The organism is Streptomyces sp. NBC_01171, assembly GCF_045039805.1.
Classification (GTDB): domain Bacteria; phylum Actinomycetota; class Actinomycetes; order Streptomycetales; family Streptomycetaceae; genus Streptomyces.
The window spans coordinates 963586-986425 of record NZ_CP108609.1 but is presented as its reverse complement, the minus strand read 5'-3'; the positions used below and the strand labels follow the sequence as shown (position 1 = coordinate 986425).

Genomic DNA, 22840 nt, shown 5'->3' with positions numbered 1-22840 from the left:
CGCATGGATGCCCAGCAGCGCTTGGTCACGCGCGATCACATCGACTTCGGTCGAGTGTGGTCGTCCTCGTGTTGCGTCTGACTCGGCAGCGGGCCGTCTGACCGGCCCTTTCCCTCCGCCGGCGCAACCCCGGCGCGGGCCGATGCCCACCCTTCAGCGCGCTGCCGCCGCACCGTTTCACCCGACGCCCGTCGTCGTCACGCCGCATTTCTGACGTCACTGTTCTGACGTTCCATCAACTTGCTTATCACGCACGGCAGTTCAGTCCTGCACGCCTGCGTTTCCTCGCCGGAAAGGCTCACTCATGCCAGTGGAGTTCCTCGGCATAGCCGCGACCAACGACGGCTCCGAAACCACCCCGCGCTCGGGCGCGGCCTTCGACAAGGACTACACCCTCCGCCTCGCCCGGGCCCACGAGGACCACGGCTGGGACCGGGTGCTGTTCGCCTACGGCTCCGGCTCCCCGGACCCCGCGCCCGCCGCCGCGTACATCGCCGCCCGCACCGACCGGCTCCAGCTCCTGCTCGCCCACCGGCCCAACGTCTCGTACCCCACCTTCGCCGCCAAGACCTTCGCCACGCTCGACCAGATCAGCGAGGGCAGGCTCACCGTCCACTTCATCACCGGCGGCAACGACCACGAACAGGGCCGCGAGGGCGACACCCTCACCAAGGACGAGCGCTACGCCCGCACCCGCGAGTACATCGGGATCGTCAAGAAGATCTGGACCACCCACGAGGCTTTCGACCACGAGGGCGAGCACTACCGGTTCCATGACTTCGTCAGCGACGTCTTCCCCGTCCAACAGCCGCGCCCCGGCGTCTCGTTCGGCGGCTCCTCGGCCGCCGCGTACGCCGCCGGAGGCGCCGAGGCCGACATCTACTGCCTGTGGGGCGAGCCGCTGGCCGAGACCGCCGCGCAGATCGAGAAGGTCAAGGCCGCCGCCCGCGAGGCCGGCCGCACCGACGTCCCCCGCATCCAGGTCGCCTTCCGTCCGATCATCGCCCCCACCGAGGAGCTGGCCTGGGAGAAGGCGCACCGCACGGTCGGCGCGATCAAACAGCGCCGCGAGGCGGGCCTCGTCCGCCACCACCGCAGCGGCGCCCCCGAGAACGCCGGCTCGCAGCGCCTGATCGCCATCGCCGAGGCGGGGGAGCGCTACGACCGCGCCCTGTGGACCCCGACCGCCGCCGCGACGGGCGGCGCGGGCAACTCCAACGCCCTGGTCGGCACCCCGGAGACGGTCGCCCAGGCCCTGCTCGACTACTACGACCTCGGCGTCGACATCCTCTCCGCGCGCGGCTACGACCTGCTCGGTGACGCCATCGACTTCGGCCGCCATGTCATCCCGATCGTCCGTGAGGAGGTCGCCAAGCGGGACGCCGCCCGTGCGGCCGGCATCGGCCCCCTCACGGCGGTGGGCGAGTGAGCCTGCCCGCCCTCTCCGCACGGTCGGTCGTCCAGGTGGCCGTCTCCGACCCGCGGGTACGCCCCCTGCTGCGCGAACTCGGCGAGGAGTACTCCGCCCGCTACGGCAAGGACGCGCACGCCGAACTCGCCCGCTACCCCGACGAGGAGTTCACCGCGCCGCACGGCGGTGTCCTCCTGCTGATCCTGGAGGGCGGCGAACCCGTCGCGGGCGGTGCCTTCCGCCGGTACGACGCGGCCACCGCCGAGCTGAAGCGGATCTGGACCCACTCCGGCCACCGCCGCCGGGGCCTGGCCCGCGAGGTCGTCGCCGAGCTGGAACGCGAGGCGCGTGCCCGCGGCTACCGGCGGATCTACCTGACCACCGGACCCCGCCAGCCCGAGGCCCGCGCGCTGTACCTGAACACCGGTTACCGCCCGCTCTTCGACACCGAGGCCGACCCGGAGTCCATCGGCCCGCTGCCCTTCGAGAAACACCTGTCAAGACATCCCGAGAGCGACCTCGGGGAAGACCTCCGCACCGGAAAGGCCACCGCCCAGTGAAGCTCCCCGGCATCCCCGGCCGCACGCGCCCGTTCGCGGCCGCCGCCGCGCTCCTGCCCCTGCTGGCCCTGACCGGGTGCGGCTCCGGCGACCCCGCCGAGGCGACCGCCGCGGGCGGCTCGCCCGCGCCGACCGCCGACCCCGTGGCCGCCGTCCACAAGGTCGACTCCGCCGCCGCCCTGCTGCCCGCCGACGTACGCTCCGCGGGCACCCTGCGCATCGGCAGCTCGGTCGGCGCGCCGCCCTCCGCGTACTACCCGAACGGCTCCCGCACGCCCCAGGGCCAGGACATCGACATCGCGTCGGCGGTCGCCAAGGTGCTCGGGATCAAGCTGGAGCGGCAGGACGCCTCCTTCGAGACCATCCTCCCCGCCCTCGGCAGCGGCAAGTACGACGTGGGCACCGGCAACTTCGGCGTCACCACCGAGCGGCTGAAGACCATCGACTTCGTCACCTACATCGACGACGGCCAGGGCTTCGCCGTGAAGCAGGGCGACACCTCCTTCGGCAAGAAGATCACCGAGCTGACCCAGTTGTGCGGCCGCACCGTCGGCATCAACGCCGGCACCACCTTCGAGGCCACCCTCGCCGCGCAGAAGGGGGTGTGCGCCAAGGCCGGCAAGAAGCCGTACGAGGTGAAGGTGTACTCGGAGAACGGGGCGACCGTCACCGCGCTCCAGCAGGGCCGTATCGACGTGATCATGTCGACCATCAACGGACTGCGCTACCAGGCCGCCCAGCCCGCCGCCCACACCGCCTTCCTCGGCGAGTACCACCGCCTCGACGTCGGCTTCGCCTTCAAGAAGGGCTCGAAGCTGACCAAGGCGTTCCAGGCGGCCGTCAACGAGCTGATCAAGAACGGTACTTACGACCGCATCCTCAAGAAGTGGGGCACCACCGGCTCCGCCATCGACAGCTCGCGGATCAGCCCGCCCGAGCACGCCTGAGAAGCGACGGAACCCACCATGACCACCGCCGCCCCCGACACCGCCCCGGCCGCGCCCCGCGTGCCGCCCGCCGCCCAAGACCCGGCCGCCTTCAAGGTCGTCCCCGCCCGGCATCCCGCACGCTGGGCCGGCGCCGCCGCCGTCCTCGTGCTGGTCGCCCAGTTCACGCACGGGCTCGCCACCAACCCGGTCTGGGAGTGGCGGGTCTTCGGCGACTACGTGCTGTCCGAGACGATCGTCCAGGCCGTCTGGGTCACCCTTCAACTCACCGCCTACGCCACCGTGCTGGGCTTCCTCCTGGGCACCGTGCTCGCCTTCATGCGGCTCTCGCACAGCCCGGTGCTCCAGACCGTCGCCTGGACCTACATCTGGGTGTTCCGGTCCATCCCGATGATCGTGCAACTCGTCTTCTGGTTCAATCTGAGCGCCCTGTACGAACGCCTCGGCATCGGAGTCCCGTTCGGGCCCGTCTTCTGGTCCGTCGACAGCGACAGCCTGATCGGCACCATCGGCGCCGCCGTCATCGGCCTCACCCTCCACCAGGCCGCCTACGCCGCCGAGATCGTCCGGGGCGGAGTCCTCTCCGTCGACTCCGGACAGCGCGAGGCCGCCGCCGCGCTGGGCATACCCCGGCTGCGGCAGATCCGCCGGATCGTGCTGCCCCAGGCCATGCGCGCCATCCTGCCCACCGCCGGCAACGAGATCATCGGCCTGCTCAAGGGCACCTCGGTGGTCTACGTGATGGCCATCGGCGAGCTGTTCTACCAGGTCCAGGTCGTCTACGGCCGCAACGGCCGGGTCATCCCGCTGCTGCTCGTCGCCACCGCCTGGTACGTCCTGCTGACCTCGCTGCTGTCGGTCGCGCAGTACTACGTGGAGCGCCGCTACGCCCGCGGTGCCGACCGCACCCCGCCGCCCACGCCGCTCCAGCGCGCCCGCCGCTTCCTGCGCGACCTGCGCGCGGCCGCGGCCCGGCCCGAGGCACCCGTCACCGCACCGAACCTCCGGGGAGAGAGCCGATGAACGACGTCATGGTGGACGTACGGAGCGTGCACAAGAGCTTCGGCCCGCTGGAAGTCCTGCGCGGCGTCGACCTCACGGTGCGGGCCGGCGAGGTCACCGTGATCCTCGGTCCCTCCGGCTCCGGCAAGTCCACCCTGCTGCGGACCATCAACCATCTGGAGAAGGTCGACAGCGGCTGGATCAGCATCGACGGCGAACTCATCGGCTACCGCCGCGCCGGGAACAAGCTGCACGAACTGAAGGAACGGGACGTCCTCAAGCAGCGCACCCACATCGGGTTCGTGTTCCAGAACTTCAACCTGTTCCCGCACCTCACCGTGCTGGACAACCTCCTCGAAGCCCCCGTCTCCGCGCTGCGCCGCCCCAAGAAGGAGGCCGAGGCGACCGCGCGCCGCCTGCTGGACCGGGTCGGCCTCGCCGACAAGGCCGACGCCTACCCGCGCCAGCTCTCCGGCGGCCAGCAGCAGCGCGTCGCCATCGCCCGCGCGCTCGCCCTGGAGCCGAAGGTGCTGCTCTTCGACGAACCCACCTCCGCGCTCGACCCCGAGCTGGTCGGCGAGGTTCTCGACGTCATCAAGGACCTGGCCCGCACCGGCACCACCATGATCGTCGTCACCCACGAGATCGGCTTCGCCCGCGAGGTCGCCGACACCGTGGTCTTCATGGACGACGGCACCGTGGTCGAACAGGGCCCGCCTTCAGCCGTGTTGGACGCCCCGCAGCGCGAACGCACCCGCGCCTTCCTCGCCAAGGTCCTCTGACCTCTTCAACTCAGCCTTCCACAAGGAGACTTACGCGTGTCCATCACCGCCCGCCGTATCGCCGTCCCCGCACTCGGCCTCGCCTCCGCCCTCGTCCTGGCCGCCTGCGCCAACCCCACCGACGGCGGCACGGCCGAGGTCGCGGCCGGCAAGGGCACCACCACGAAGATCAACCTCAGCCCGGACCAGCACCGGATCACCACGCCCCAGGTCGCCTCCATCGCCGCCGAGGTCCCGGAGAAGATCCGGAAGAGAGGCACCCTGGAGATCGTCGACTCCTCCAACTCGGCCGCGCCGCTCGGCTTCCACGCCACCGACAACAGGACCGTCATCGGCGTCGAACCCGATCTCGCCTACCTGGTCGCCGGGGTGCTCGGGCTCAAGCCGCACCTCAACACCGTCTCCTGGGAGAACATCTTCGTCGGCCTGGACAGCGCCAAGTACGACGTGGGCTTCAGCAACATCACGGTCACCGAGGAGCGCAAGGAGAAGTACGACTTCGCCACCTACCGCGAGGACAACCTCGGGTTCGCGGCGAAGAAGGGCAGCGGCCTGAAGGTCACCGGCCCCGCCGACCTCGCCGGGCGGAACGTCGCGGTCTCCAGCGGCACCAACCAGGAGAAGCTCCTGGTCGAGTGGAGCAAGGAGAACGAGAAGGCGGGCCGCAAGCCGATCCACATCAAGTACTACCAGGACGAGAGCGACACCTACCTCGCGCTCCGCTCCGGCCGCATCGACGTCTACGTCGGCCCCAACCCGACGGCCGCCTACCACGCGGCGACCACCGGCCAGACCGAGGTCGTCGGCACCTACTCCGGCGCCGGGGCCACCCTCCAGGGCCTCATCGCCGCCACCACCAAGAAGGACAGCGGCCTCGCCAAGCCGCTCGCCGACGCCCTCGACCACGTGATCGAGAACGGCACTTACGCGAAGGTGCTGAAGCGCTGGGGGCTGTCCGACGAGGCCGTGACCAAGTCCGAGATCAACCCGCCCGGCCTGCCCAAGGCCGGGAAGTAGGCGAGGAGGACAGCATGACCCGCGAACTCCATCTCTCCGTCGCCCTCGGCAGCGCCGGGCCCCGGTCCGCCGCCCACTGGACGGGCCTGGTCCAGCTCGCCGAACTCGGCGCCCTCGACTTCGTCACCCTCGACGACTCCCTGGACCCGGCCGACGGCGACGGCCGCCTCGACGCCGTCGCCGTACTGGCCCATGCCGCCCCCCGCACCAGCCGCATCGGCCTGATCCCCACGGTCACCACCACCCACACCGAGCCCTTCCACACCTCCAGCGCCCTCGCCACCCTGGACTTCGTCAGCGAGGGCCGGGCGGGCTGGCTGGCCGACGTGTCCACCACCGGGGAAGCGGCCCGTGCCGTCGGCCGCCGCGACCCGGCGCCCGACGCCGAGCTGTGGGCGGAGGCGGCCGACGCCGCCGAGGTCGCCGCCCGGCTCTGGGACAGTTGGGAGGACGACGCGGAGATACGGGACGCCGGGACCGGCCGCTTCATCGACCGCGACAAGCTGCACTACGCCGACTTCGAGGGGTCGCACTTCTCGGTCCGGGGACCGTCCATCGTGCCCCGGCCACCGCAGGGGCGGCCACCGATCGCGGTCGCCCTCGACGCTCAACGGCTTGACGCTCGCTGGGAGTTGGCCGCCCGCCACGCCGAGATCGTCCTGCTGGACGCGGACAGTCCGGCCGCCGCCCGCGAGGCCCGCGCCGAGCTGCTGAGCCGCGCCGGCCGGGACGACCTGCGCGTGCTGATACGCGTCGGCGTCACCGGAACCCTGGACACGCTGCCGGAGTCGCTCGCCACCTGGCACGCCGAGGCCGGCACGGACGGCTTCCATCTCGTCACCACCACTCCCACGGAGGAACTGCCCGCCGTGATCCACGACGTCGTACCCGCGCTGCGCGCCCGCGGCCTGTTCCGCGCCACCCACACCGGCCGCACTCTGCGCGACCATCTCGGCCTGGCCCGCCCCGGCAGCCGCTACGCCGTACGGACGGAGGTCGCGCTGTGAGTGCCTCAACCCCCGTCTCTCGCAAGCAGATCCACCTCGCCGCGCACTTCCCCGGCGTCAACAGCACCACCGTGTGGCGGGACCCCGACTCCCGCAGCCAGATCGACTTCTCCTCCTTCCAGCACCTGGCCCGCACCGCCGAGCGCGGCCGGTTCGACTTCTTCTTCCTCGCCGAGGGGCTGCGGCTGCGCGAACGCAAGGGGCGCATCCACGACCTGGACGTGGTGGGCCGCCCCGAGTCGCTGACGGTGCTGAACGCGCTCGCCGCCGTCACCGAGCACCTCGGACTGGCCGCCACCGTCAACGCCACCTTCAACGAGCCGTACGAACTCGCCCGCAGATTCGCCTCGTTGGACCACCTCTCCGGGGGCCGGGCCGCCTGGAACATCGTCACCTCCTCCGACGCGTTCACCGGCGAGAACTTCCGGCGTGGCGGCTACCTCGACCGTGCCGACCGCTACACGCGCGCCGCCGAGTTCGTGGAGGTGGCCCGCGCCCTGTGGGACTCCTGGCCCAGCGGCGGCACCCCGGGCGCCGTCCGGCACAGCGGGCCCCAGTTCGACATCACCGCCCGCGCCACGCTGCCCCACTCGCCCCAGGTGCACCCCGTCCTCATCCAGGCCGGTGACTCCGACGAGGGCCGGGAGTTCGCCGCGCGCACCGCCGACATCGTCTTCAGCCGGCACGGCACCCTGGAGGCGGGCCGCGCCTTCCACGCCGACGTCAAGGGCCGACTGGCCCGGTACGGGCGCACCCCGGACCAGCTCAAGATCATGCCCGCCGCGACCGTCGTCCTCGGCGACAGCGAGGCCGACGCCCAGGAACGCGCCGCGCACATCCGGCGGCAGCAGGTCAGCCCGCAGACCGCCATCGCCACGCTGGAGAACGTCTGGGGCCGCGACCTCACCGGCTACGACCCCGACGGACCGCTCCCGGACGTCGAACCGGTGCCGGACGGCGAACTCGCCCAGGGCTGGGCGCACATGGCCGACCGCTTCGGCATCGCGGCCCGCTGGCGGGCCCTCGCCGAGGAGAAGCACCTCTCCATCCGCGAGCTGGCCATCGAACTCACCGCCCGGCAGTCCTTCATCGGTACCCCCGGCTCGGTCGCCGCCGCCATGGACGAACACGTCCGGACCGACGCGGCCGACGGCTTCATCCTCGTACCCCACCTCACCCCCGGCGGCCTGGACGAGTTCGTGGACCGGGTCGTGCCGCTGCTCCAGGAACGCGGCGTCCTGCGCACCGAGTACCAGGGGCGCACCCTGCGCGACCACCTCGGCCTCGGCCGCCCCGCACCGCGTCAGGAGGTATCCGCATGAGGTTCCAGGTCCTCACCATCGGCGGCCACGCCCCGCACCCCCTGACCGGCGAACAGGCCTCGGCGGCACACCGGTTGACCGAGATCGTGGAGACCGGGGTCGCCGCCGAGGAGCTGGGCTTCGACGCGTACGCGATCGGCGAGCGGCACGCCGGGCCCTTCCTCTCCTCCAGCCCCACCGTGCTGCTCGGCGCGCTCGCCGCCCGCACCTCCCGCATCCGGCTGCTCACCGGCGTCACGGTCCTCGCCATCCTCGACCCCGTACGGGTCGCCGAGGACTACGCCACCCTCCACCAGCTCTCCCACGGCCGCCTCGAACTCGTCATCGGCAAGGGCGCCGAGGCCGGCCACTTCGACCTCTTCGGCCTGGACGAGGGCCTCCAGTGGGACTACCAGGCCGAGAAGTACGAGCTGCTGCGCAGGCTCTGGCGCGAGGAGGACGTCACCTGGCAGGGCAAGTTCCGCCCGCCCCTGACCGGCGTCACCACCCTCCCGCGCCCCTACGAGGGCCGGCCGCCCCGCGTGTGGCACGGCTCCGCCACCAGCCTCAACTCCCCGGAACTGGCCGCCCGGTACGGCGACCCACTGTTCAGCGCCAACGCCATCCAGCCCCGCGAGGCGTACACCCGGCTCATCGACCACTACCGGGAACGCTTCGCCGCCCACGGCCACGACCCGGCCCGAGCCTATGTCGGCGCGGGCTCCGGCGGCCTCTTCATCGCCCGCACCAGCCAGCAGGCCGTCGCCGAGTTCAAGGACTTCTACGAGGCCCGCGTCCGCCAGTCGTACAAGCCGCACCTGGCCGGCAAGCCGGGCTACAACACGCCGTTCCGCACCGTCGAGGAGGCCATCGCGGACGGGCCCCACCTCATCGGCAGCCCCCAGCAGGTCATCGACAAGATCCTCGGCTTCCACGCGGCCTATGGCCACGACCTCCAGTCCGTCACCGTCGACAGCTCCGGCCTCTCCCTGTCCCGGCAGATCGACCAACTCCGTTGGTTCGCCGAGGAGATCGCACCCGTGGTGCGGACGGAAGCGCCCACCACCCTGTGGCAGCAGGCGTAGCCCCGCCCACCGACTCCCGCTGAAAGGTCCCCCCATGGCAACCGTCCTGTCCATCTCCGGCAGCCCCTCCGCCACCTCCCGCACCGGCCGTCTGCTGCGCCACCTGGACGAGCGGCTGAGCCGCCAGGGGCACCAAGTGGTCCCGCTGGACGTGCGCGGACTGCCCGCCGAGGCACTGCTCGGCGCCGACGTCAGGCACCCGGCCATCGCGGCCGCCGCAGAACTGGTCGACCGGGCCGACGGCGTCGTGATCGGCACCCCCGTGTACAAGGCCGCATACTCCGGGCTGCTGAAGTCCTTCCTCGACCTGCTCCCGCAGTACGCGCTCACCGGGAAGACGGTGCTGCCGCTCGCCACCGGCGGCACCACGGCCCATGTCCTCGCCATCGACTACGCCCTGCGGCCGGTGCTCAGCTCCATGGGCGCGGCCCACATAGTCCAGGGCTGGTTCACCCTCGACAAGGACATAGTGGTGCGCGAGGACGGCACCCTGACCGTCGCCCCCGGCACCGCCGAGGCGCTGGCCCAGATCACCGACCAGTTCTCCGTCGCGCTCGGCGGCCGCACCCTGCTGGCCGCGACCGGATGAGGGCTCCGCGTCCGCTCAGCCCTTGCCCGCCAGCTCACCGGTCAGCGTGCGGTGCAGACGGGCGCTGCGCTCGTCCAGGCCGGTGATCTCGACCGTCCCGCCGTGCTCGGCATACCGCGCCTCCACGGCGTCCAGCGCGGCGACGGACGAGGCGTCCCACACATGGGCGGCGGACAGGTCGATCACCACCCGGCCGGGGTCGGTGGCGTAGGCGAATTGGTGCGCCAGATCGTCGGCCGAGGCGAAGAACAGGTTGCCGGTCACCCGGTACACCACCGTCGAGCCGTCCGGGTCCAGGACCGAGGTCACCTCGGCGGACCGGGCGACCCGGCGGGCGAACACCGTCAGGGCGACCAGCGAGCCGACCACCACACCGATCGCCAGGTTCTGGGTGGCCACCACGACCACCACCGTGAGCACCATGACCGCGATCTCCCCGGCCGGCATCCGCCGCAGCGTGCGCGGGGCGATCGAGTGCCAGTCGAAGGTCGCCACCGACACCATCACCATCACGGCGACCAGCGCGGCCATGGGGATCTTGGACACCGCCGGACCGAAGACGATGCACAGCACCATCAGGAACACCCCGGCCAGGAAGGTCGACAGACGGGTACGGGCACCCGACACCCGTACGTTGATCATCGTCTGGCCGATCATCGCGCAGCCGCCCATGCCGCCGAAGAAGCCGGTCACGATGTTGGCGACACCCTGCCCGACCGACTCACGCGTCTTGGAGGAACGGGTGTCGGTGATGTCGTCCACCAGCCGCGCCGTCATCAGCGACTCCATCAGCCCGACCAGCGCCATGGCCAGCGCGTACGGCGCGATCGTGGCCAGCGTGTCCAGGGTGAACGGCACGTCCGGCAGCCCCGGCACCGGCAGCGCCGAGGGCAGCGCGCCCCGGTCGCCGACCGTCGGCACCGCGATGCCCGCCGCCACGGTCACCGCGGTGAGCGCCACGATCGACACCAGGGGTGCCGGAACGGCCCGTGTGATCCTCGGGAAGAGCGCCAGCAGCGCCACCCCGGCCGCGAACAGCGGGTAGACCGGCCACGGCACCCCGGTCAGCTCCCGGAGCTGCGTCAGGAAGATCAGTACCGCCAGCGCGTTGACGAAGCCGACCATCACACTGCGTGGCACGAACCGCAGCAGCCGCGCCACCCCCAACGCGCCCAGCACGATCTGGAAGACGCCCGCCAGGATCACCGTGGCGATCAGATACCCGAAGCCGTGCTCCCGGTTCATCGGGGCGATGACCAGGGCCACCGCGCCGGTCGCGGCGGAGATCATCGCCGGGCGCCCGCCCACGAACGCGATGGTCACCGCCATGGTGAACGACGCGAACAGACCGATGGCCGGGTCCACACCGGCGATCACCGAGAACGAGATCGCCTCGGGGATCAGCGCCAGGGCGACCACCAGCCCGCCCAGCACCTCGGTGCGCAGCACCCTCGGATCGGACAGCCAGGAGGGGCGGCGGAAGCGGCGTGAGGGCGCGGAGATGGTCAAGACGCGGGGTACCTGTCGGGCTCGGGTGCGCCCGGAACGGCTCCGGGACACAAAGGGGACAGCCTACCGTGACGGCCGTCCGAGCCCGGCCGGGCAGACCTGCGGACCCGCTCTGACCGGGGCATGATGGATGGACCGACGCAGTCCCCGGATCCCGAAGGCGGTGCCGACATGCCCGCAGCCACCCTCGCCGAGGTCGTCCACCAGGCCGGCTGGAAGGTCATCCCGCTCGACCTCGCCGGCGTCACGGACCAGGCCGGATTCATGGACCGCGCCACCAAGGCCCTCGACCTGCCCGAGTTCGCCGGACGCAACTGGCAGGCGTTCCAGGACGCCTGCGGCGACATCGGCTGGGGCCCCGAGGTGCCGGGCCGTCTCCTCGTCGTCATCGGCTGGCGCGACTACGCCAAGGCCCAGCCCGAGCAGTGGGAGAGCGCCCAGCAGGTCCTCGAATCGGTCGCGGGACGTCAGCAGAAGTACGACTCGACGCTCGCGGTGGTCCTGACCCTGGTCTGAGTCCTCAGTCCTCGACGGGCGCGGGGCCGGTCGTCAGCCGCAGCGTCACGGCGGCCACCGCTCCCGCGATCAGCCCCCAGAGCAGGGCGGCCGGGAGGCCGACGCCCAGGTTGCCGACGATGTACCGCAGCCCCCACTTCAGGCCGCCCCCGACTGTCGCCACCCGCAGCAGTTGCCCGGCCCCCAGCCCGACGACGGTCGCGCAGACCGCGCAGACCGCCATCGCCGGGACCGTGGCCCTGGTGAGCAGGCCGGGCAGCAGGCGAAGCGCCCACCACACCACCGCGAGCACCAGTACCTCGGACAGCCGGGCGAGCAGCCAGTCCCCGGCCGGTGTGCCCGAGGGGCCCGACCAGGCGCCGAGCAGCAGCCACTCGCGCAGCAGGTCACCCGGCTCGGAGAAGAACCCGCCGCCATAGGGCGCCGTCTGGATCGCGGCGGCGACCTCCTGGTACGACAGCACCAGCAGTGACAGCGCGATCATCGCCGTGCCGGCCGTGGCTGCCAGTCGCGCGGCCCGAGCCGGAACCTCCTGCCGGGGCAGCGGGCCCGCGCCCTTGGTGGTGGCCCGCCCCACGAGCACCGTCGCGGCCGCCACGACCAGTCCGATCACCACCGGGAGTTGGCGTCCCCCGGTCATCACGCCCGCCAGATTGGGCAGGAAGCGATAGCTGCCGTGCCCGTACGCGGCGACCTGCCACGGTGCCGACACCGTCACAGCGAGCATGGCGGACACCTGTCCCCAGGCCCACAACGTGAGCAGCGTGGCGGGCACCCGCCCCGCGACCGGCGGCAGCCACCGCATCAGCAACAGCGCCCCGGCGGTGAAGAACACGAAGAGCGCCCCGTACCGGATCTGCATCGCGGTGTGGAACAGGTCGAGGTGGGGCGTGCCGTCGCCGTCCGGCACGTACTGCTGGGGCCGCGGCGGGTCGTACGCCCACGGGGTGAGCCCCCGTTCCAGGTCGGCCACCGCCTCGCCACCCAGCAGATCGGCGCTCCCCGGCAGGTGCAGCGCCTCCGTACTCGCCCCCGCCCACCACAGCAACGCCGTCAGAAGCAGCCCGCCGGCCAGCGCCGGTATCGCCGCACGTCCCCAAGTCATGCTTGGTCCCCCGTAGTTGTCACGCGCTCGTGCACACCGATCAGGCGGGAGCGTACGGGGTGCCGATCACGTGCGGATCACGGGCGGCGCGCTGCGTGGGTCTTGCGGTGACGCTTTACGTGCGCCCCGGGAATGATTTCTTCTGATCGAGAAGGACCGTTTTCTTTTCCCTCTGACGCGGAAATTCATCGGCTTTATCGATCGGACGTACGACGCCTCATACCAGAGCGGGACGCAGGCCGGGAGACTTTGTCAACTGCCCGCCGCACCTACCGCACAGGCAACTACCGTGAATGCCCGTCGGATAACTCAGGGCCCCTTTCCTTTCCCGTTCTTTCTTTCCGACGCCAGGCCCGACGGACCAGTACGAGGACGCAGATGTCTCACCTCCGCGCCCCGGCCGCCCGTGCCGACCGCCGAGAGGGCGGCCGACACGGGAGACCGGTCGCCCGACCCGCTCCCGCACTGCCCGAGACGCTCATTCGGCCCCAGCTCATGCGGCTCGCCGTACTCCCGCCCGCCGCGGTCGCCCTCGCCGCCACCGCGGCCGTCGTGTTCACCGTCCGTTCCAGCGGCGCCCGCACCGGTCTGGTCCTCTGGGCGGTGCTCGCCCTCACCGTCGTGGTCGCCGGGGCCGCCATCGCCATCGCCGCCGTGGCCGCCGACCGCGCAGCCCGCTCCGTCGGCGACCGCGTCGGCGCCCTGCGCCGCAACGCCGCCCGCGGCGAGGCCGACCTGCGCGCCCTGGTCGACGCCCTGCGCCGGGGCGAGCCGCCGCCCCGCGGCAAACCGCGCCGCCGGCCGCCCGAGGACGCCGACGACTTCGAACTCCTCGCCGCCGACCTGGCCCGCGCGCACGACGGCGCCGTCACCGCCGTCGTCCGCGCGGCCCAGCTCTCCAGCCAGGCCGCCAACGAGCAGAAACTGGAGGTCTTCGTCAACCTCGCCCGGCGCCTCCAGTCGCTGGTGCACCGGGAGATCTCCATCCTCGACGAGCTGGAGAACGAGATCGAGGACCCCGACCTGCTGAAGGGGCTCTTCCACGTAGACCACCTCGCCACCCGTATCCGCCGCCACGCGGAGAACCTCGCCGTGCTCGGCGGCGCCGTCTCCCGGCGCCAGTGGAGCAACCCCGTCGACATGACCGAGGTACTGCGCTCCGCCATCGCCGAGGTCGAACAGTACTCACGGGTCAAGCTCGTTCCGCCGATCGAGGGCGAACTGCGCGGGCACGCCGTCGCCGACGTCATCCATCTCCTCGCCGAACTCGTCGAGAACGCCACGGTGTTCTCCGCCCCGCAGACCCAAGTCCTGCTCCGGGCCAACCTGGTGACCTCCGGGCTCGCCATCGAGGTCGAGGACCGGGGGCTCGGCATGCCGGTCGAGGAACAGCACCGGATGAACGCCCTCCTCGCCGACCCCGACCAGGTCAACGTCGCCAGCCTGCTGGCCGACGGCCGCATCGGTCTCTACGTCGTCTCCCAACTCGCCCGACGGCACGGCATCTCGGTACGCCTACAGACCAACATCTATGGGGGCGTGCAGGCGGTACTGGTCGTGCCGCAGGGGTTGTTGGGAGCCTCGGCGGGGGTCGTGCCGGGGGTCGAGGGGGCGGCTCCTGTCCCGGGGGGCGGGCTGAACGGGCCGACCGAGGCTGGTGCGCCGAGTACTCCGGCCACTGGGCGGCATCGGCAGGTGGTGCCGCGGGCGAGTGGGGATGAGGGTGAGGCCGCAGCCAGGAGCGGCGCCGTGCCGCCTCCGTTGCCGACGCGCGGGGCCCAGGAGGAGCGGGCCAACCCCGCCGAGGCGGTGCCCGGCATCAGCGTCGGGGACCGGACGGTGGTGGAGGCCAACGTGGGCGTACTGCCGACCCCTCGAGTCGGTGCGGCGCCCTCGGGTAGGGAGAGGCCCTCGCTGCCTCGCCGTCGCGCCCAGGAGCACATCGCTCCGCAGCTCCGGGGCGGGCCCGTACCGCGTCAGGACAACGACGTCGTCGTCGGCCACGACCCCGGTCTCATGGCCGCCTTCCAGCGCGGGATCGGCCTCGCGGAGTCCCAGCAGAGTCTGGAAGCCGCGGGGGAGGGATTCGCGGAGCCGGCGCCCGGGGGCGAGGGGGCGCCTGCGGAGACGGCGTACGGGGAGGGCACGCACACGGATACCCCACACATGGGCGCCGACGACATGGCTTCCGCGCACATGGAGGCCGCGCCCATGGGGCCCGGCCACCTGGCGCCGAACCCCACGGTGTCACCCCACATGGAGCCGAACCACATGGCGGCGGACCACATGGACCCCGGCCCCCTGGACAGGAGCGCGCCCCCCGCATGACGCACACCCCCACCGCCCCCACGACCCCCACCGCTCCCGCAGCACCCCGTACCCCAAGGAGTCGATCCACCATGGCGAGCGATGCGCCGACCGCCCACGCATCCGACCTCGACTGGCTGCTGAGCGGCCTCGTGCAGCGCGTGCCGCACACCAGCAGCGCGGTGCTGCTGTCCTGCGACGGGCTGGTGAAGTCCGTGCACGGGCTGGACCCGGACAGCGCCGACCACATGGCCGCGCTCGCCTCCGGCCTGTACTCGCTCGGCCGCAGCGCGGGTGTCCGGTTCGGGGACGGCGGGGAGGTGCGGCAGGTCGTGGTCGAGCTGGACTCCACGCTGCTGTTCGTCACCACCGCCGGTTCCGGCACCTGTCTCGCCGTGCTCGCCGGGCGCGAGGCCGACGCCGCCGTGCTCGGCTACGAGATGGCGATGCTGGTCAAGAGCGTCCGCCCGTACCTCGTCACCGCGCCCCGGCAGCCCACCGCCGACCCCACGGCGATGAGGCCGTGAGCGTGGCCGCCGTGGGCGAGGGGCCCTGGCTCGACGACGCGGCCGGGCGGCTGGTGCGGCCGTTCACGGTCAGCAACGGCCGTACCGAACCCAGCGTCGCGCTGGACCTGATCTCCCAGGTGATGGCCACCGGAGTCTCCCCGCTCGGCTATCTCGGCCCCGAGCACGCGCAGGCCCTCGACCTGTCCCGCGCGCCCGTCTCGGTGGCCGAGGTGGCCGCGCACCTGAGGCTGCCCGCCGTGGTCACCAAAGTGCTGCTCTCGGACCTCGTCGACTGCGGGGCGCTGACCACCAAGCCCCCCGCCTTCGACCACAACCCCACTGACCGGTCTCTGCTGGAGGCAGTGCTCGATGGACTACGACGACAGCTCTGACCCGTACAGCTCCGACCCGTTCCCCACCGCGCTCAAGATCCTGGTGGCGGGCGGGTTCGGGGTGGGCAAGACGACCTTCGTGGGCGCGGTCAGTGAGATCGCGCCGCTCAGCACGGAGGAGCTGCTCACCACGGTCGGCGCGGCCACCGACAACCTGGACGGCATCGAGAACAAGGTCGAGACGACCGTCGCCATGGACTTCGGCCGGATCACCCTGGACCCCCGGCACGTCCTCTACCTGTTCGGCACGCCCGGTCAGGAACGGTTCTGGTTCATGTGGGACGAGCTGTCCGAGGGCGCCCTCGGCGCGGTCATCCTGGCCGACACCCGCCGCCTGGAGGAGTGCTTCGCCGCCGTCGACTTCTTCGAGGAACGCGGCGTCGCCTTCATCGTGGCCGTCAACGAGTTCGACGGCGCCTTCCGCTACGACCCCGACGAGGTGCGTGCCGCCCTCGACCTGAGCCCCGCCGTCCCGGTCGTCCCCTGCGACGCCCGTATCTCCAGCTCCGGCGTGCAGACCCTGCTCACCCTGGTACGCCACCTCCTCGCCCACGTCCCGGCGCCCGCCCCCGTGCGGGGAGCCCCCGCCCAGGGAGCACGGTCATGATGTACGAGCCGGTCCGCCGTGTCCGGGGTCTGCTGCTCACCCCGGAGGACAAGGAGGCCCCGGCCCGCGCCTCCCGGCTGCACCGCCTCGGGCTCGGGGAGCGCGCCGAACCCGCGCTCGACGCGTTCGCCGACCACCTCGCCCAGGTCACCGGCGCGCCGTACGCGATGGTCAATTTCATCGGCGAGCAGCGCCAGTTCTTCGCGGGCCTGAGCGCCCCGCCCACCGGCCCCCTCACACGCGAGGAAGGGGCCGGCCGGGTGCTGCCCCGCGAGCATGGCTTCTGCCCACATGTGGTCGTCCGCCACAAAGCCCTGGTGCTGGAGGACGTCCGCGACTACCCCCGCTTCGCGGGCAACCCGATCGTCGACGACCTCGGCATCCGCTCCTATATGGGCGCCCCACTCATCGACAGCTCCGGCATGGTGCTCGGCACCGTGTGCGCCGCCGACACGGAGCCGCGCGCTTGGGGCAGGTCCGGGCTTGAGGCCATCAAGGGGATGGCCGCCGAACTCGCCGTACGCATCGAACGGGCCGCCGACGACGGGCTGCCCATCTGAACGAACGTAAATACGACCGGAGTTGAACCCAAGCCTCCGAGGTGTGAAGGAAACCTGTGGCGCCGGTTAAGAAAAGCTCGATGGATTCCGGTCGGCGCATACGGCAGATTGCGGGGTGATTCCACCCCTCGGACCCGGTGCGGACGCCTCGGCGAGCCCGTACGGCCGGGCCTCACCCACAGGAGCCGTAGCGTTGAAGGCGCTGGTCAAGGAGAAGGCGGAGCCCGGTCTCCGGCTCATGGACGTGCCCGAGCCCGAAGTGGGTCCCGGTGACGTGCTCATCAAGGTCATGCGGACCGGTATCTGCGGCACCGACCTGCACATCCGGGCCTGGGACGGCTGGGCGCAGCAGGCCATCCGCACCCCGCTGATCGTCGGCCACGAGTTCGTCGGGCAGGTCGTGTCCACGGGCCGCGACGTCACCGACATCCGGGTGGGCGACCGGGTCAGTGGCGAGGGCCACCTGGTGTGCGGCAAGTGCCGCAACTGCCTGGCCGGCCGCCGCCACCTGTGCCGCTCCACCATCGGCCTGGGGGTGGGCCGTGACGGCGCGTTCGCCGAGTACGTGGCGCTGCCCGCGTCCAACGTGTGGGTGCACCGGGTCCCCGTGGACCTCGACATCGCCGCCGTGTTCGACCCGTTCGGCAACGCCGTGCACACCGCGCTGTCCTTCCCGCTGGTCGGCGAGGACGTGCTGATCACCGGCGCGGGCCCGATCGGCCTGATGGCCGCGGCCGTCGCCCGGCACGCGGGCGCCCGCAACGTCGTCGTCACCGACGTCAGCGAGGAGCGCCTGGAGCTGGCCCGCAAGATAGGAGTGAGCCTGGCACTGAACGTCTCGCGCTCCACCATCGCGGACGGTCAGCGGGAGCTGGGCCTGCGTGAGGGCTTCGACATCGGCCTGGAGATGTCCGGCCGCCCCGAGGCCATGCGCGACATGATCGCCAACATGACGCACGGCGGCCGCATCGCCATGCTGGGCCTGCCGTCGCAGGAGTTCCCGGTGGACTGGTCCCGCATCGTCACCTCGATGATCACGATCAAGGGCATCTACGGCCGGGAGATGTTCGAGACCTGGTACGCCATGTCGGTCCTCCTGGAGGGCGGCCTCGACCTCGCCCCCGTGATCACCGGCCGGTACGGCTACCGCGACTACGAGGCGGCCTTCGAGGACGCGGCCAGCGGCAAGGGCGGCAAGGTCATCCTCGACTGGACGGCCTGATTCCCGGCTCGGTTCGCCTCCGGGGCGCCCGAGCCGGTGTCGGGAGACCGACCGTGCTCAGCCCTTCGGGCCTCCGCGCGCTCGCTCTCCCGACACCGCCGCGCCCCTTCGGCTCACTCGCCCCCTCACTTCCGTAGGAGCCCCCATGTTCGACACCGTCCGCGACGACCTCCGCGCCACCCTCGACGAGATCCGCGCCGCCGGGCTGCACAAGCCCGAGCGCGTCATCGGCACCCCGCAGTCCGCGACCGTCGAGGTCACCCAGGGCGGGCGCCCCGGTGAGGTCCTCAACTTCTGCGCCAACAACTACCTGGGCCTGGCCGACCACCCCGAGGTGATCGCCGCCGCCCACGAGGCGCTCGACCGCTGGGGCTACGGCATGGCCTCCGTGCGCTTCATCTGCGGCACCCAGGAGGTCCACAAGGAGCTGGAGGCCCGCCTCTCGGCGTTCCTCGGCCAGGAGGACACGATCCTCTACTCCTCCTGCTTCGACGCCAACGGCGGCGTCTTCGAGACCCTGCTCGGCCCCGAGGACGCGGTCATCTCCGACGCCCTCAACCACGCCTCCATCATCGACGGCATCCGCCTGTCCAAGGCCCGCCGCTTCCGCTACGCCAACCGCGACCTCGCCGACCTGGAGACCCAGCTCAAGGAGGCGAACGTGGGCGGCGCCCGGCGCAAGCTGATCGTCACCGACGGCGTCTTCTCCATGGACGGCTACGTCGCCCCGCTCGCCGAGATCTGCGACCTGGCCGACCGCTACGACGCGATGGTCATGGTCGACGACTCGCACGCCGTCGGCTTCGTCGGCGCGGGCGGCCGCGGCACGCCCGAGCTGCACGGCGTCATGGACCGCGTCGACATCATCACCGGCACCCTCGGCAAGGCCCTCGGCGGCGCCTCCGGCGGCTACGTCGCGGCCCGCGCCGAGATCGTCGCCCTGCTGCGCCAGCGCTCGCGCCCGTACCTGTTCTCCAACACCCTCGCCCCGGTGATCGCCGCCGCCTCCCTGAAGGTCCTCGACCTGCTGGAGTCCGCCGACGACCTGCGGGTGCGGCTCGCCGAGAACACCGCGCTGTTCCGCTCCCGCATGACCGAGGCCGGCTTCGACATCCTCCCCGGCGACCACGCGATCGCCCCGGTGATGATCGGTGACGCCACCGAGGCGGGCCGGATGGCGGAACTGCTGCTGGAGCGCGGCGTGTACGTGATCGGCTTCTCGTACCCGGTGGTCCCCCAGGGCAAGGCGCGCATCCGCGTCCAGCTCTCCGCCGCGCACTCCACCGAGGACGTGAACCGCGCCGTGGACGCCTTCATCGCGGCCCGCGCCGAACTGGCGGGCTGACCTGCGCGGCCGCCTTGCGATAATGGCGGCATGATCGAGGCGCGGCGGCTCCACATCCTCCGTGCGGTGGCCGACCACCGCACGGTCACGGCGGCGGCCGCCGCGCTCTACCTCACCCCCTCCGCCGTCTCCCAGCAGCTCACGTCGCTGGAGCAGGAGACCGGCCACCGCCTGGTCGAGCGCGGCGCGAAGGGCGTACGGCTCACCCCGGCCGGTGAGATCCTGCTCAGCCACACCAACGCCGTCCTCGCCCAGTTGGAGCGGGCCGAGGCGGAGCTGGCGGCGTACGGCAAGGGTGAGGCCGGGACGGTCACCGTCGCCGCCTTCGCCACGGGAATCGCCCAGGTCGTGGCGCCCGCGCTGGCCCGGCTCGGCCGGTCGGCGCCCGGCATAGGAATCCGGGTCCAGGACGCCGAGGGCGACGCGAGCCTGCGGATGCTGCTGGACCGGCAGGTCGACGTGGCGGTGGCCGTCGAGTACCGGGGCGCGCCGCCCGCCGACGACCCCCGGCTGACCCATCTCCCGCTGTACGCCGAGCCGTTCGACGCCGTGGTCCCGCTCGGGCACCGGCTCGCCGGCGACGCCGAGGTGCCGCTGGCGGAGCTGTCCAAGGACCCGTGGATCGGCCCGTACCCCGGCAACCCCTGTCACGACGTGGTCGTGCTGGCCTGCGAGAGCGCCGGGTTCCAGCCGCGCCTGGAGCACTCCTCCGACGACTTCCGCGCGGTGGTCGCGCTGGCCTCGGCCGACGCGGGCGTGGCCCTCGTACCCCGCTCCGCGCTGCGCGGCATGGACCTGACGGGGGTGGTCGTACGGCCCGTGGACGGGGTGGCGCCGACCCGGCGCGTGTTCGCGGCCGTGCGCCGGGGCGCGGAGGGGCATCCGCTGATCCGGCCGGTGCTGGAGGCGCTGGGGCAGGCCGCGGCCGAGGGCTGAGCCGGGGCCGTTGTCAGTGCCGGGCGTTACGGTGCGTTGCATGCCGGACGCAGAAGACGTACGCCGTATCGCCCTGTCCCTGCCGGACACGACCGAGAAGACGGCCTGGAGCATGCCCACCTTCCGGGTGGCGGGGAAGATGTTCGCCACGCTCCCGGAGGAGGAGACCTCCCTCGCGGTGCGCTGCCCGAAGGAGGAGCGGGACGAACTGGTGCTGGCCGAGCCGGAGAAGTTCTGGATCGCGGACCACGAGGCCCAGTTCGCCTGGGTGCGGGCGCGGCTCGCGGCGCTGGACGGCGAGGACGAACTCCGGGACATCCTCGCCGACTCCTGGCGTCAGGCGGCTCCCATACGGCTGCTGGAGGAGCATCCGGGGCTGGGGGTGCCGCAGGAGCGCTAGGCGCTGACCGCTCCCGCCCCGACGAACGCGCCGATCCGTTCCCGCAGGCCACGGGCGTCCAGGCCGTGCGCGGCGAGGTGCTCGTCGAGCGTGCCGTACCGGCGCAGCTCCCGGCGGCCGACGCCCAGCCCGAGCACCCGGTGCGGCACGTCGGACAGGGCCTCCGCGGCGGCGCGGGTCGAGGTCCCGGCGAGGTAGGGCTCGACGAGGACCACGTCCGTGCCGGCCGCCTCGGTGGCCCGGCGCAGGGCCGCCGCGTCGAAGGGGCGGACGGTGCTCGCGTAGAGCACGGTCACGTCCAGACCCTCGGTGGCGGCGAGGACGGCGTCCAGCATCGGGCCGACCGCGACGACGACCCCGGCGCGACCCTCGCGCACGGTGTGGAAACGGGCGCCGTCGACGGGTCGCGCAAGCCGGTTGCGCTGGAGGGAGAGGCGCACGTACACCTTGTCGTCGCCCGCCGCGACGGCGTGCCGCAGCAGGGTCTCGGCCTCGTCCGGGTGGCCGGGTACGTGCACGGTCCAGCCGTCCAGGGTGTCGAGCAGGGCTACGTCGCCGGGTGACATGTGGGTCTGGCCGCCGGCCGGCCAGTCGAAGGAGGCGCCCGCGCTGACCAGCACCGCGCCGGTGTCCTGGTGGCCGAGGTCCAGCTTGACCTGCTCGAAGGGGCGCTCCACGAGGAACGCGGCGAAGGTGTGCACGATGGGCCGCATCCCGGTGAGCGACAGCCCGGCGGCGGCGCCGACGAGGAGCTGCTCGCGGATGCCGACGTTGATCAGCCGGTCGGGGTGGCGGCGGGCGGCGTCCGTGAACGCGTCCTTGCCGATCTCGGCGAGGACGACCGCGACCCGCGGGTCCTCGTCCAGCAGCCGGGAGGCGACGGCGCCGAACCGGTCACGCATGGTTTCCATGGCCGCGATGTTCTCGATGGTCTCCACGAGGATGAGCCTTTCCTGTTCCGGTCAGCGGGCGTTCTTCGGTTCCACCCGGGCGACGACCGCGTGCGGGCGGCCGGGGTGCGGGGCGGTGAAGGCTTCGTACAGCGCGGCGTGGTCGCGTCCGTCCACGGTGGTGGTGGACCAGTTCGCGGCCTCGAACCGGGCGGAGATGCCCCCGGGCAGGGCGTGGCTGGCGGAGGCGTTGTCCACGACCACGGTGTGCAGCCGGTCCAGACCCGCCGCCCCGGCGTAGGCGATGGCCTCGTGGTTGCTGCCCTCGTCCAGCTCGGCGTCCCCGATCAGCACCCATACGGCCGGGTCCGTGAGCCCTTGCGCCCGCAGCCCGAGCGCGCTGCCGACGGCGAGCGGCAGACCGTGCCCGAGCGACCCGCTGCCGATCTCCGCCCCCGGCACGAGCACCCGGTCCGGGTGATGCCCGAGCGGCGAGTCGTACGATCCGAAGCCGGGCAGCCACTCCTCGGGCACGAACCCCTTCGCCGCGAGCACCGCGTAGTACGCCATCGGCCCGTGCCCCTTGCTCAGCAGGAACCGGTCCCGGTCCGTCGCCTCCGCCCGCTCGGGGGTGACGTCGAGCACCCGGTCGTAGAGCACCCACAGCACGTCGAGCGTGGAGGTGGCGGCGAAGTCGTGCTTCTCGTCGCCGGTCATCAGGCTCATCAGCCGGGGCAGATCGTCGTAGTCGTGGTCCGCTGTGATCGTCATGCCGTCGATCCTGCAACCTCAATCCCACTTGAGGTCAACAACCGACCGGTGCGCGAGCACCGACCCGAGT

At 72.1% G+C, this 22840-nt stretch carries 24 protein-coding genes; 20 read left to right on the top strand and 4 right to left on the bottom strand.

Translation table 11 applies throughout. The annotated features are described in order from the left end of the window. Positions 1 to 304: 304 nt before the first annotated feature. Genes OG448_RS04655 through ssuE form a run of 10 tightly spaced genes read left to right on the top strand, consistent with a single transcriptional unit; the run spans position 305 to position 9701 of the window. Positions 305 to 1429: an LLM class flavin-dependent oxidoreductase gene (locus OG448_RS04655; RefSeq protein ID WP_405551653.1), complete on the top strand. Its 1125-nt coding sequence runs from the start codon at positions 305 to 307 to the stop codon at positions 1427 to 1429. Beyond that, positions 1426 to 1971, top strand: coding sequence for a GNAT family N-acetyltransferase (locus OG448_RS04650; RefSeq protein ID WP_405551652.1), 546 nt, complete (start codon positions 1426 to 1428; stop codon positions 1969 to 1971). The genes OG448_RS04655 and OG448_RS04650 overlap by 4 nt, the downstream gene beginning before the upstream one ends. Then, complete coding sequence (locus OG448_RS04645; protein WP_405551651.1) at positions 1968 to 2918, top strand: ABC transporter substrate-binding protein; 951 nt, start codon at positions 1968 to 1970, stop codon at positions 2916 to 2918. The genes OG448_RS04650 and OG448_RS04645 overlap by 4 nt, the downstream gene beginning before the upstream one ends. Positions 2919 to 2936: 18 nt before the next feature. Further along, on the top strand, positions 2937 to 3941 hold the full coding sequence (locus tag OG448_RS04640; protein ID WP_405551650.1) for an amino acid ABC transporter permease: 1005 nt from the start codon (positions 2937 to 2939) through the stop codon (positions 3939 to 3941). Next, positions 3938 to 4702 carry an amino acid ABC transporter ATP-binding protein gene (locus tag OG448_RS04635; RefSeq protein ID WP_401442462.1) on the top strand — a complete coding sequence of 255 codons (765 nt, stop codon included), beginning with the start codon at positions 3938 to 3940 and terminating at the stop codon, positions 4700 to 4702. The genes OG448_RS04640 and OG448_RS04635 overlap by 4 nt, the downstream gene beginning before the upstream one ends. A 36-nt stretch (positions 4703 to 4738) precedes the next feature. After that, on the top strand, positions 4739 to 5719 hold the full coding sequence (locus OG448_RS04630; RefSeq protein WP_405551649.1) for an ABC transporter substrate-binding protein: 981 nt from the start codon (positions 4739 to 4741) through the stop codon (positions 5717 to 5719). A gap of 14 nt (positions 5720 to 5733) precedes the next feature. Further along, the gene (locus OG448_RS04625; RefSeq protein ID WP_405551648.1) at positions 5734 to 6726 is read left to right on the top strand and encodes an LLM class flavin-dependent oxidoreductase; all 993 of its coding nucleotides are present in this window, start codon (positions 5734 to 5736) and stop codon (positions 6724 to 6726) included. Then, positions 6723 to 8048, top strand: a complete 1326-nt coding sequence (locus OG448_RS04620; protein ID WP_405551647.1) for an NtaA/DmoA family FMN-dependent monooxygenase — start codon at positions 6723 to 6725, stop codon at positions 8046 to 8048. Before OG448_RS04625 ends, OG448_RS04620 begins: the two co-directional genes overlap by 4 nt. Further along, a complete protein-coding gene (locus OG448_RS04615) occupies positions 8045 to 9112 on the top strand; it encodes an LLM class flavin-dependent oxidoreductase (protein ID WP_405551646.1) in 1068 nt (355 codons plus the stop codon). The genes OG448_RS04620 and OG448_RS04615 overlap by 4 nt, the downstream gene beginning before the upstream one ends. A 34-nt stretch (positions 9113 to 9146) precedes the next feature. Continuing rightward, entirely contained in the window at positions 9147 to 9701 is a 555-nt protein-coding gene (gene ssuE / locus OG448_RS04610; protein ID WP_161146584.1) for an NADPH-dependent FMN reductase, read from the top strand. Between the two features lie 15 nt (positions 9702 to 9716). Here ssuE and OG448_RS04605 read toward each other — a convergent pair whose 3' ends face one another. Further along, positions 9717 to 11210, bottom strand: coding sequence for a SulP family inorganic anion transporter (locus OG448_RS04605; RefSeq protein ID WP_405551645.1), 1494 nt, complete (start codon positions 11208 to 11210; stop codon positions 9717 to 9719). A 171-nt stretch (positions 11211 to 11381) separates the two neighbouring features. Here OG448_RS04605 and OG448_RS04600 point away from each other — a divergent pair, with 171 nt between their 5' ends. Continuing rightward, on the top strand, positions 11382 to 11726 hold the full coding sequence (locus OG448_RS04600) for a barstar family protein (protein WP_405551644.1): 345 nt from the start codon (positions 11382 to 11384) through the stop codon (positions 11724 to 11726). 4 nt (positions 11727 to 11730) lie between these two features. Here the strand turns inward: OG448_RS04600 and OG448_RS04595 are convergent, their stop codons facing one another. Then, on the bottom strand, positions 11731 to 12831 hold the full coding sequence (locus tag OG448_RS04595) for a hypothetical protein (protein ID WP_405551643.1): 1101 nt from the start codon (positions 12829 to 12831) through the stop codon (positions 11731 to 11733). Positions 12832 to 13209: 378 nt separating this feature from the next. Between OG448_RS04595 and OG448_RS04590 the strand changes: the two genes are divergently transcribed. The 9 genes from OG448_RS04590 (at position 13210) to OG448_RS04550 (ending at position 21109) form a co-directional block, all read left to right on the top strand. Continuing rightward, positions 13210 to 15159 carry an ATP-binding protein gene (locus OG448_RS04590; RefSeq protein WP_405551642.1) on the top strand — a complete coding sequence of 650 codons (1950 nt, stop codon included), beginning with the start codon at positions 13210 to 13212 and terminating at the stop codon, positions 15157 to 15159. A 71-nt stretch (positions 15160 to 15230) separates the two neighbouring features. Further along, positions 15231 to 15665, top strand: coding sequence for a roadblock/LC7 domain-containing protein (locus tag OG448_RS04585; protein WP_405551641.1), 435 nt, complete (start codon positions 15231 to 15233; stop codon positions 15663 to 15665). 2 nt (positions 15666 to 15667) lie between these two features. Further along, positions 15668 to 16039 carry a DUF742 domain-containing protein gene (locus OG448_RS04580; RefSeq protein ID WP_405558684.1) on the top strand — a complete coding sequence of 124 codons (372 nt, stop codon included), beginning with the start codon at positions 15668 to 15670 and terminating at the stop codon, positions 16037 to 16039. Continuing rightward, on the top strand, positions 16017 to 16646 hold the full coding sequence (locus OG448_RS04575; protein WP_405551640.1) for a GTP-binding protein: 630 nt from the start codon (positions 16017 to 16019) through the stop codon (positions 16644 to 16646). The genes OG448_RS04580 and OG448_RS04575 overlap by 23 nt, the downstream gene beginning before the upstream one ends. Further along, positions 16643 to 17206 (top strand): GAF domain-containing protein, encoded by a 564-nt coding sequence (locus OG448_RS04570; protein ID WP_405551639.1) that lies wholly within the window; start codon positions 16643 to 16645, stop codon positions 17204 to 17206. The genes OG448_RS04575 and OG448_RS04570 overlap by 4 nt, the downstream gene beginning before the upstream one ends. A 193-nt stretch (positions 17207 to 17399) precedes the next feature. Further along, on the top strand, positions 17400 to 18428 hold the full coding sequence (tdh, locus tag OG448_RS04565) for an L-threonine 3-dehydrogenase (protein WP_405551638.1): 1029 nt from the start codon (positions 17400 to 17402) through the stop codon (positions 18426 to 18428). 145 nt (positions 18429 to 18573) lie between these two features. Further along, a complete protein-coding gene (locus OG448_RS04560; protein ID WP_405551637.1) occupies positions 18574 to 19773 on the top strand; it encodes a glycine C-acetyltransferase in 1200 nt (399 codons plus the stop codon). 30 nt (positions 19774 to 19803) lie between these two features. Next, a complete protein-coding gene (locus OG448_RS04555) occupies positions 19804 to 20709 on the top strand; it encodes a LysR substrate-binding domain-containing protein (RefSeq protein ID WP_405551636.1) in 906 nt (301 codons plus the stop codon). A gap of 40 nt (positions 20710 to 20749) precedes the next feature. Further along, positions 20750 to 21109 carry an MmcQ/YjbR family DNA-binding protein gene (locus OG448_RS04550; RefSeq protein WP_391293422.1) on the top strand — a complete coding sequence of 120 codons (360 nt, stop codon included), beginning with the start codon at positions 20750 to 20752 and terminating at the stop codon, positions 21107 to 21109. On the opposite strand, the gene OG448_RS04545 is transcribed toward OG448_RS04550, so the two are convergent. Then, positions 21106 to 22020, bottom strand: a complete 915-nt coding sequence (locus tag OG448_RS04545; RefSeq protein ID WP_405558682.1) for a transketolase family protein — start codon at positions 22018 to 22020, stop codon at positions 21106 to 21108. The genes OG448_RS04550 and OG448_RS04545 overlap by 4 nt on opposite strands. Positions 22021 to 22071: 51 nt before the next feature. Beyond that, positions 22072 to 22770 (bottom strand): transketolase, encoded by a 699-nt coding sequence (locus OG448_RS04540; RefSeq protein WP_405551635.1) that lies wholly within the window; start codon positions 22768 to 22770, stop codon positions 22072 to 22074. Positions 22771 to 22840: the final 70 nt, after the last annotated feature.

Bases quoted from the DNA above. Each gene is read 5' to 3' on its own strand.
- OG448_RS04560 (WP_405551637.1), top strand. From the start codon at position 18,574: ATGTTCGACACCGTCCGCGACGACCTCCGCGCCACCCTCGACGAGATC.
- OG448_RS04575 (WP_405551640.1), top strand. From the start codon at position 16,017: ATGGACTACGACGACAGCTCTGACCCGTACAGCTCCGACCCGTTCCCC.
- OG448_RS04595 (WP_405551643.1), bottom strand. From the start codon at position 12,831: ATGACTTGGGGACGTGCGGCGATACCGGCGCTGGCCGGCGGGCTGCTT.
- OG448_RS04600 (WP_405551644.1), top strand. From the start codon at position 11,382: ATGCCCGCAGCCACCCTCGCCGAGGTCGTCCACCAGGCCGGCTGGAAG.
- OG448_RS04555 (WP_405551636.1), top strand. From the start codon at position 19,804: ATGATCGAGGCGCGGCGGCTCCACATCCTCCGTGCGGTGGCCGACCAC.
- OG448_RS04625 (WP_405551648.1), top strand. From the start codon at position 5,734: ATGACCCGCGAACTCCATCTCTCCGTCGCCCTCGGCAGCGCCGGGCCC.
- OG448_RS04585 (WP_405551641.1), top strand. From the start codon at position 15,231: ATGGCGAGCGATGCGCCGACCGCCCACGCATCCGACCTCGACTGGCTG.
- OG448_RS04550 (WP_391293422.1), top strand. From the start codon at position 20,750: ATGCCGGACGCAGAAGACGTACGCCGTATCGCCCTGTCCCTGCCGGAC.
- OG448_RS04655 (WP_405551653.1), top strand. From the start codon at position 305: ATGCCAGTGGAGTTCCTCGGCATAGCCGCGACCAACGACGGCTCCGAA.
- OG448_RS04615 (WP_405551646.1), top strand. From the start codon at position 8,045: ATGAGGTTCCAGGTCCTCACCATCGGCGGCCACGCCCCGCACCCCCTG.
- OG448_RS04570 (WP_405551639.1), top strand. From the start codon at position 16,643: ATGATGTACGAGCCGGTCCGCCGTGTCCGGGGTCTGCTGCTCACCCCG.
- ssuE (WP_161146584.1), top strand. From the start codon at position 9,147: ATGGCAACCGTCCTGTCCATCTCCGGCAGCCCCTCCGCCACCTCCCGC.
- OG448_RS04540 (WP_405551635.1), bottom strand. From the start codon at position 22,770: ATGACGATCACAGCGGACCACGACTACGACGATCTGCCCCGGCTGATG.
- OG448_RS04545 (WP_405558682.1), bottom strand. From the start codon at position 22,020: ATGGAAACCATGCGTGACCGGTTCGGCGCCGTCGCCTCCCGGCTGCTG.
- OG448_RS04640 (WP_405551650.1), top strand. From the start codon at position 2,937: ATGACCACCGCCGCCCCCGACACCGCCCCGGCCGCGCCCCGCGTGCCG.
- OG448_RS04635 (WP_401442462.1), top strand. From the start codon at position 3,938: ATGAACGACGTCATGGTGGACGTACGGAGCGTGCACAAGAGCTTCGGC.
- OG448_RS04590 (WP_405551642.1), top strand. From the start codon at position 13,210: ATGTCTCACCTCCGCGCCCCGGCCGCCCGTGCCGACCGCCGAGAGGGC.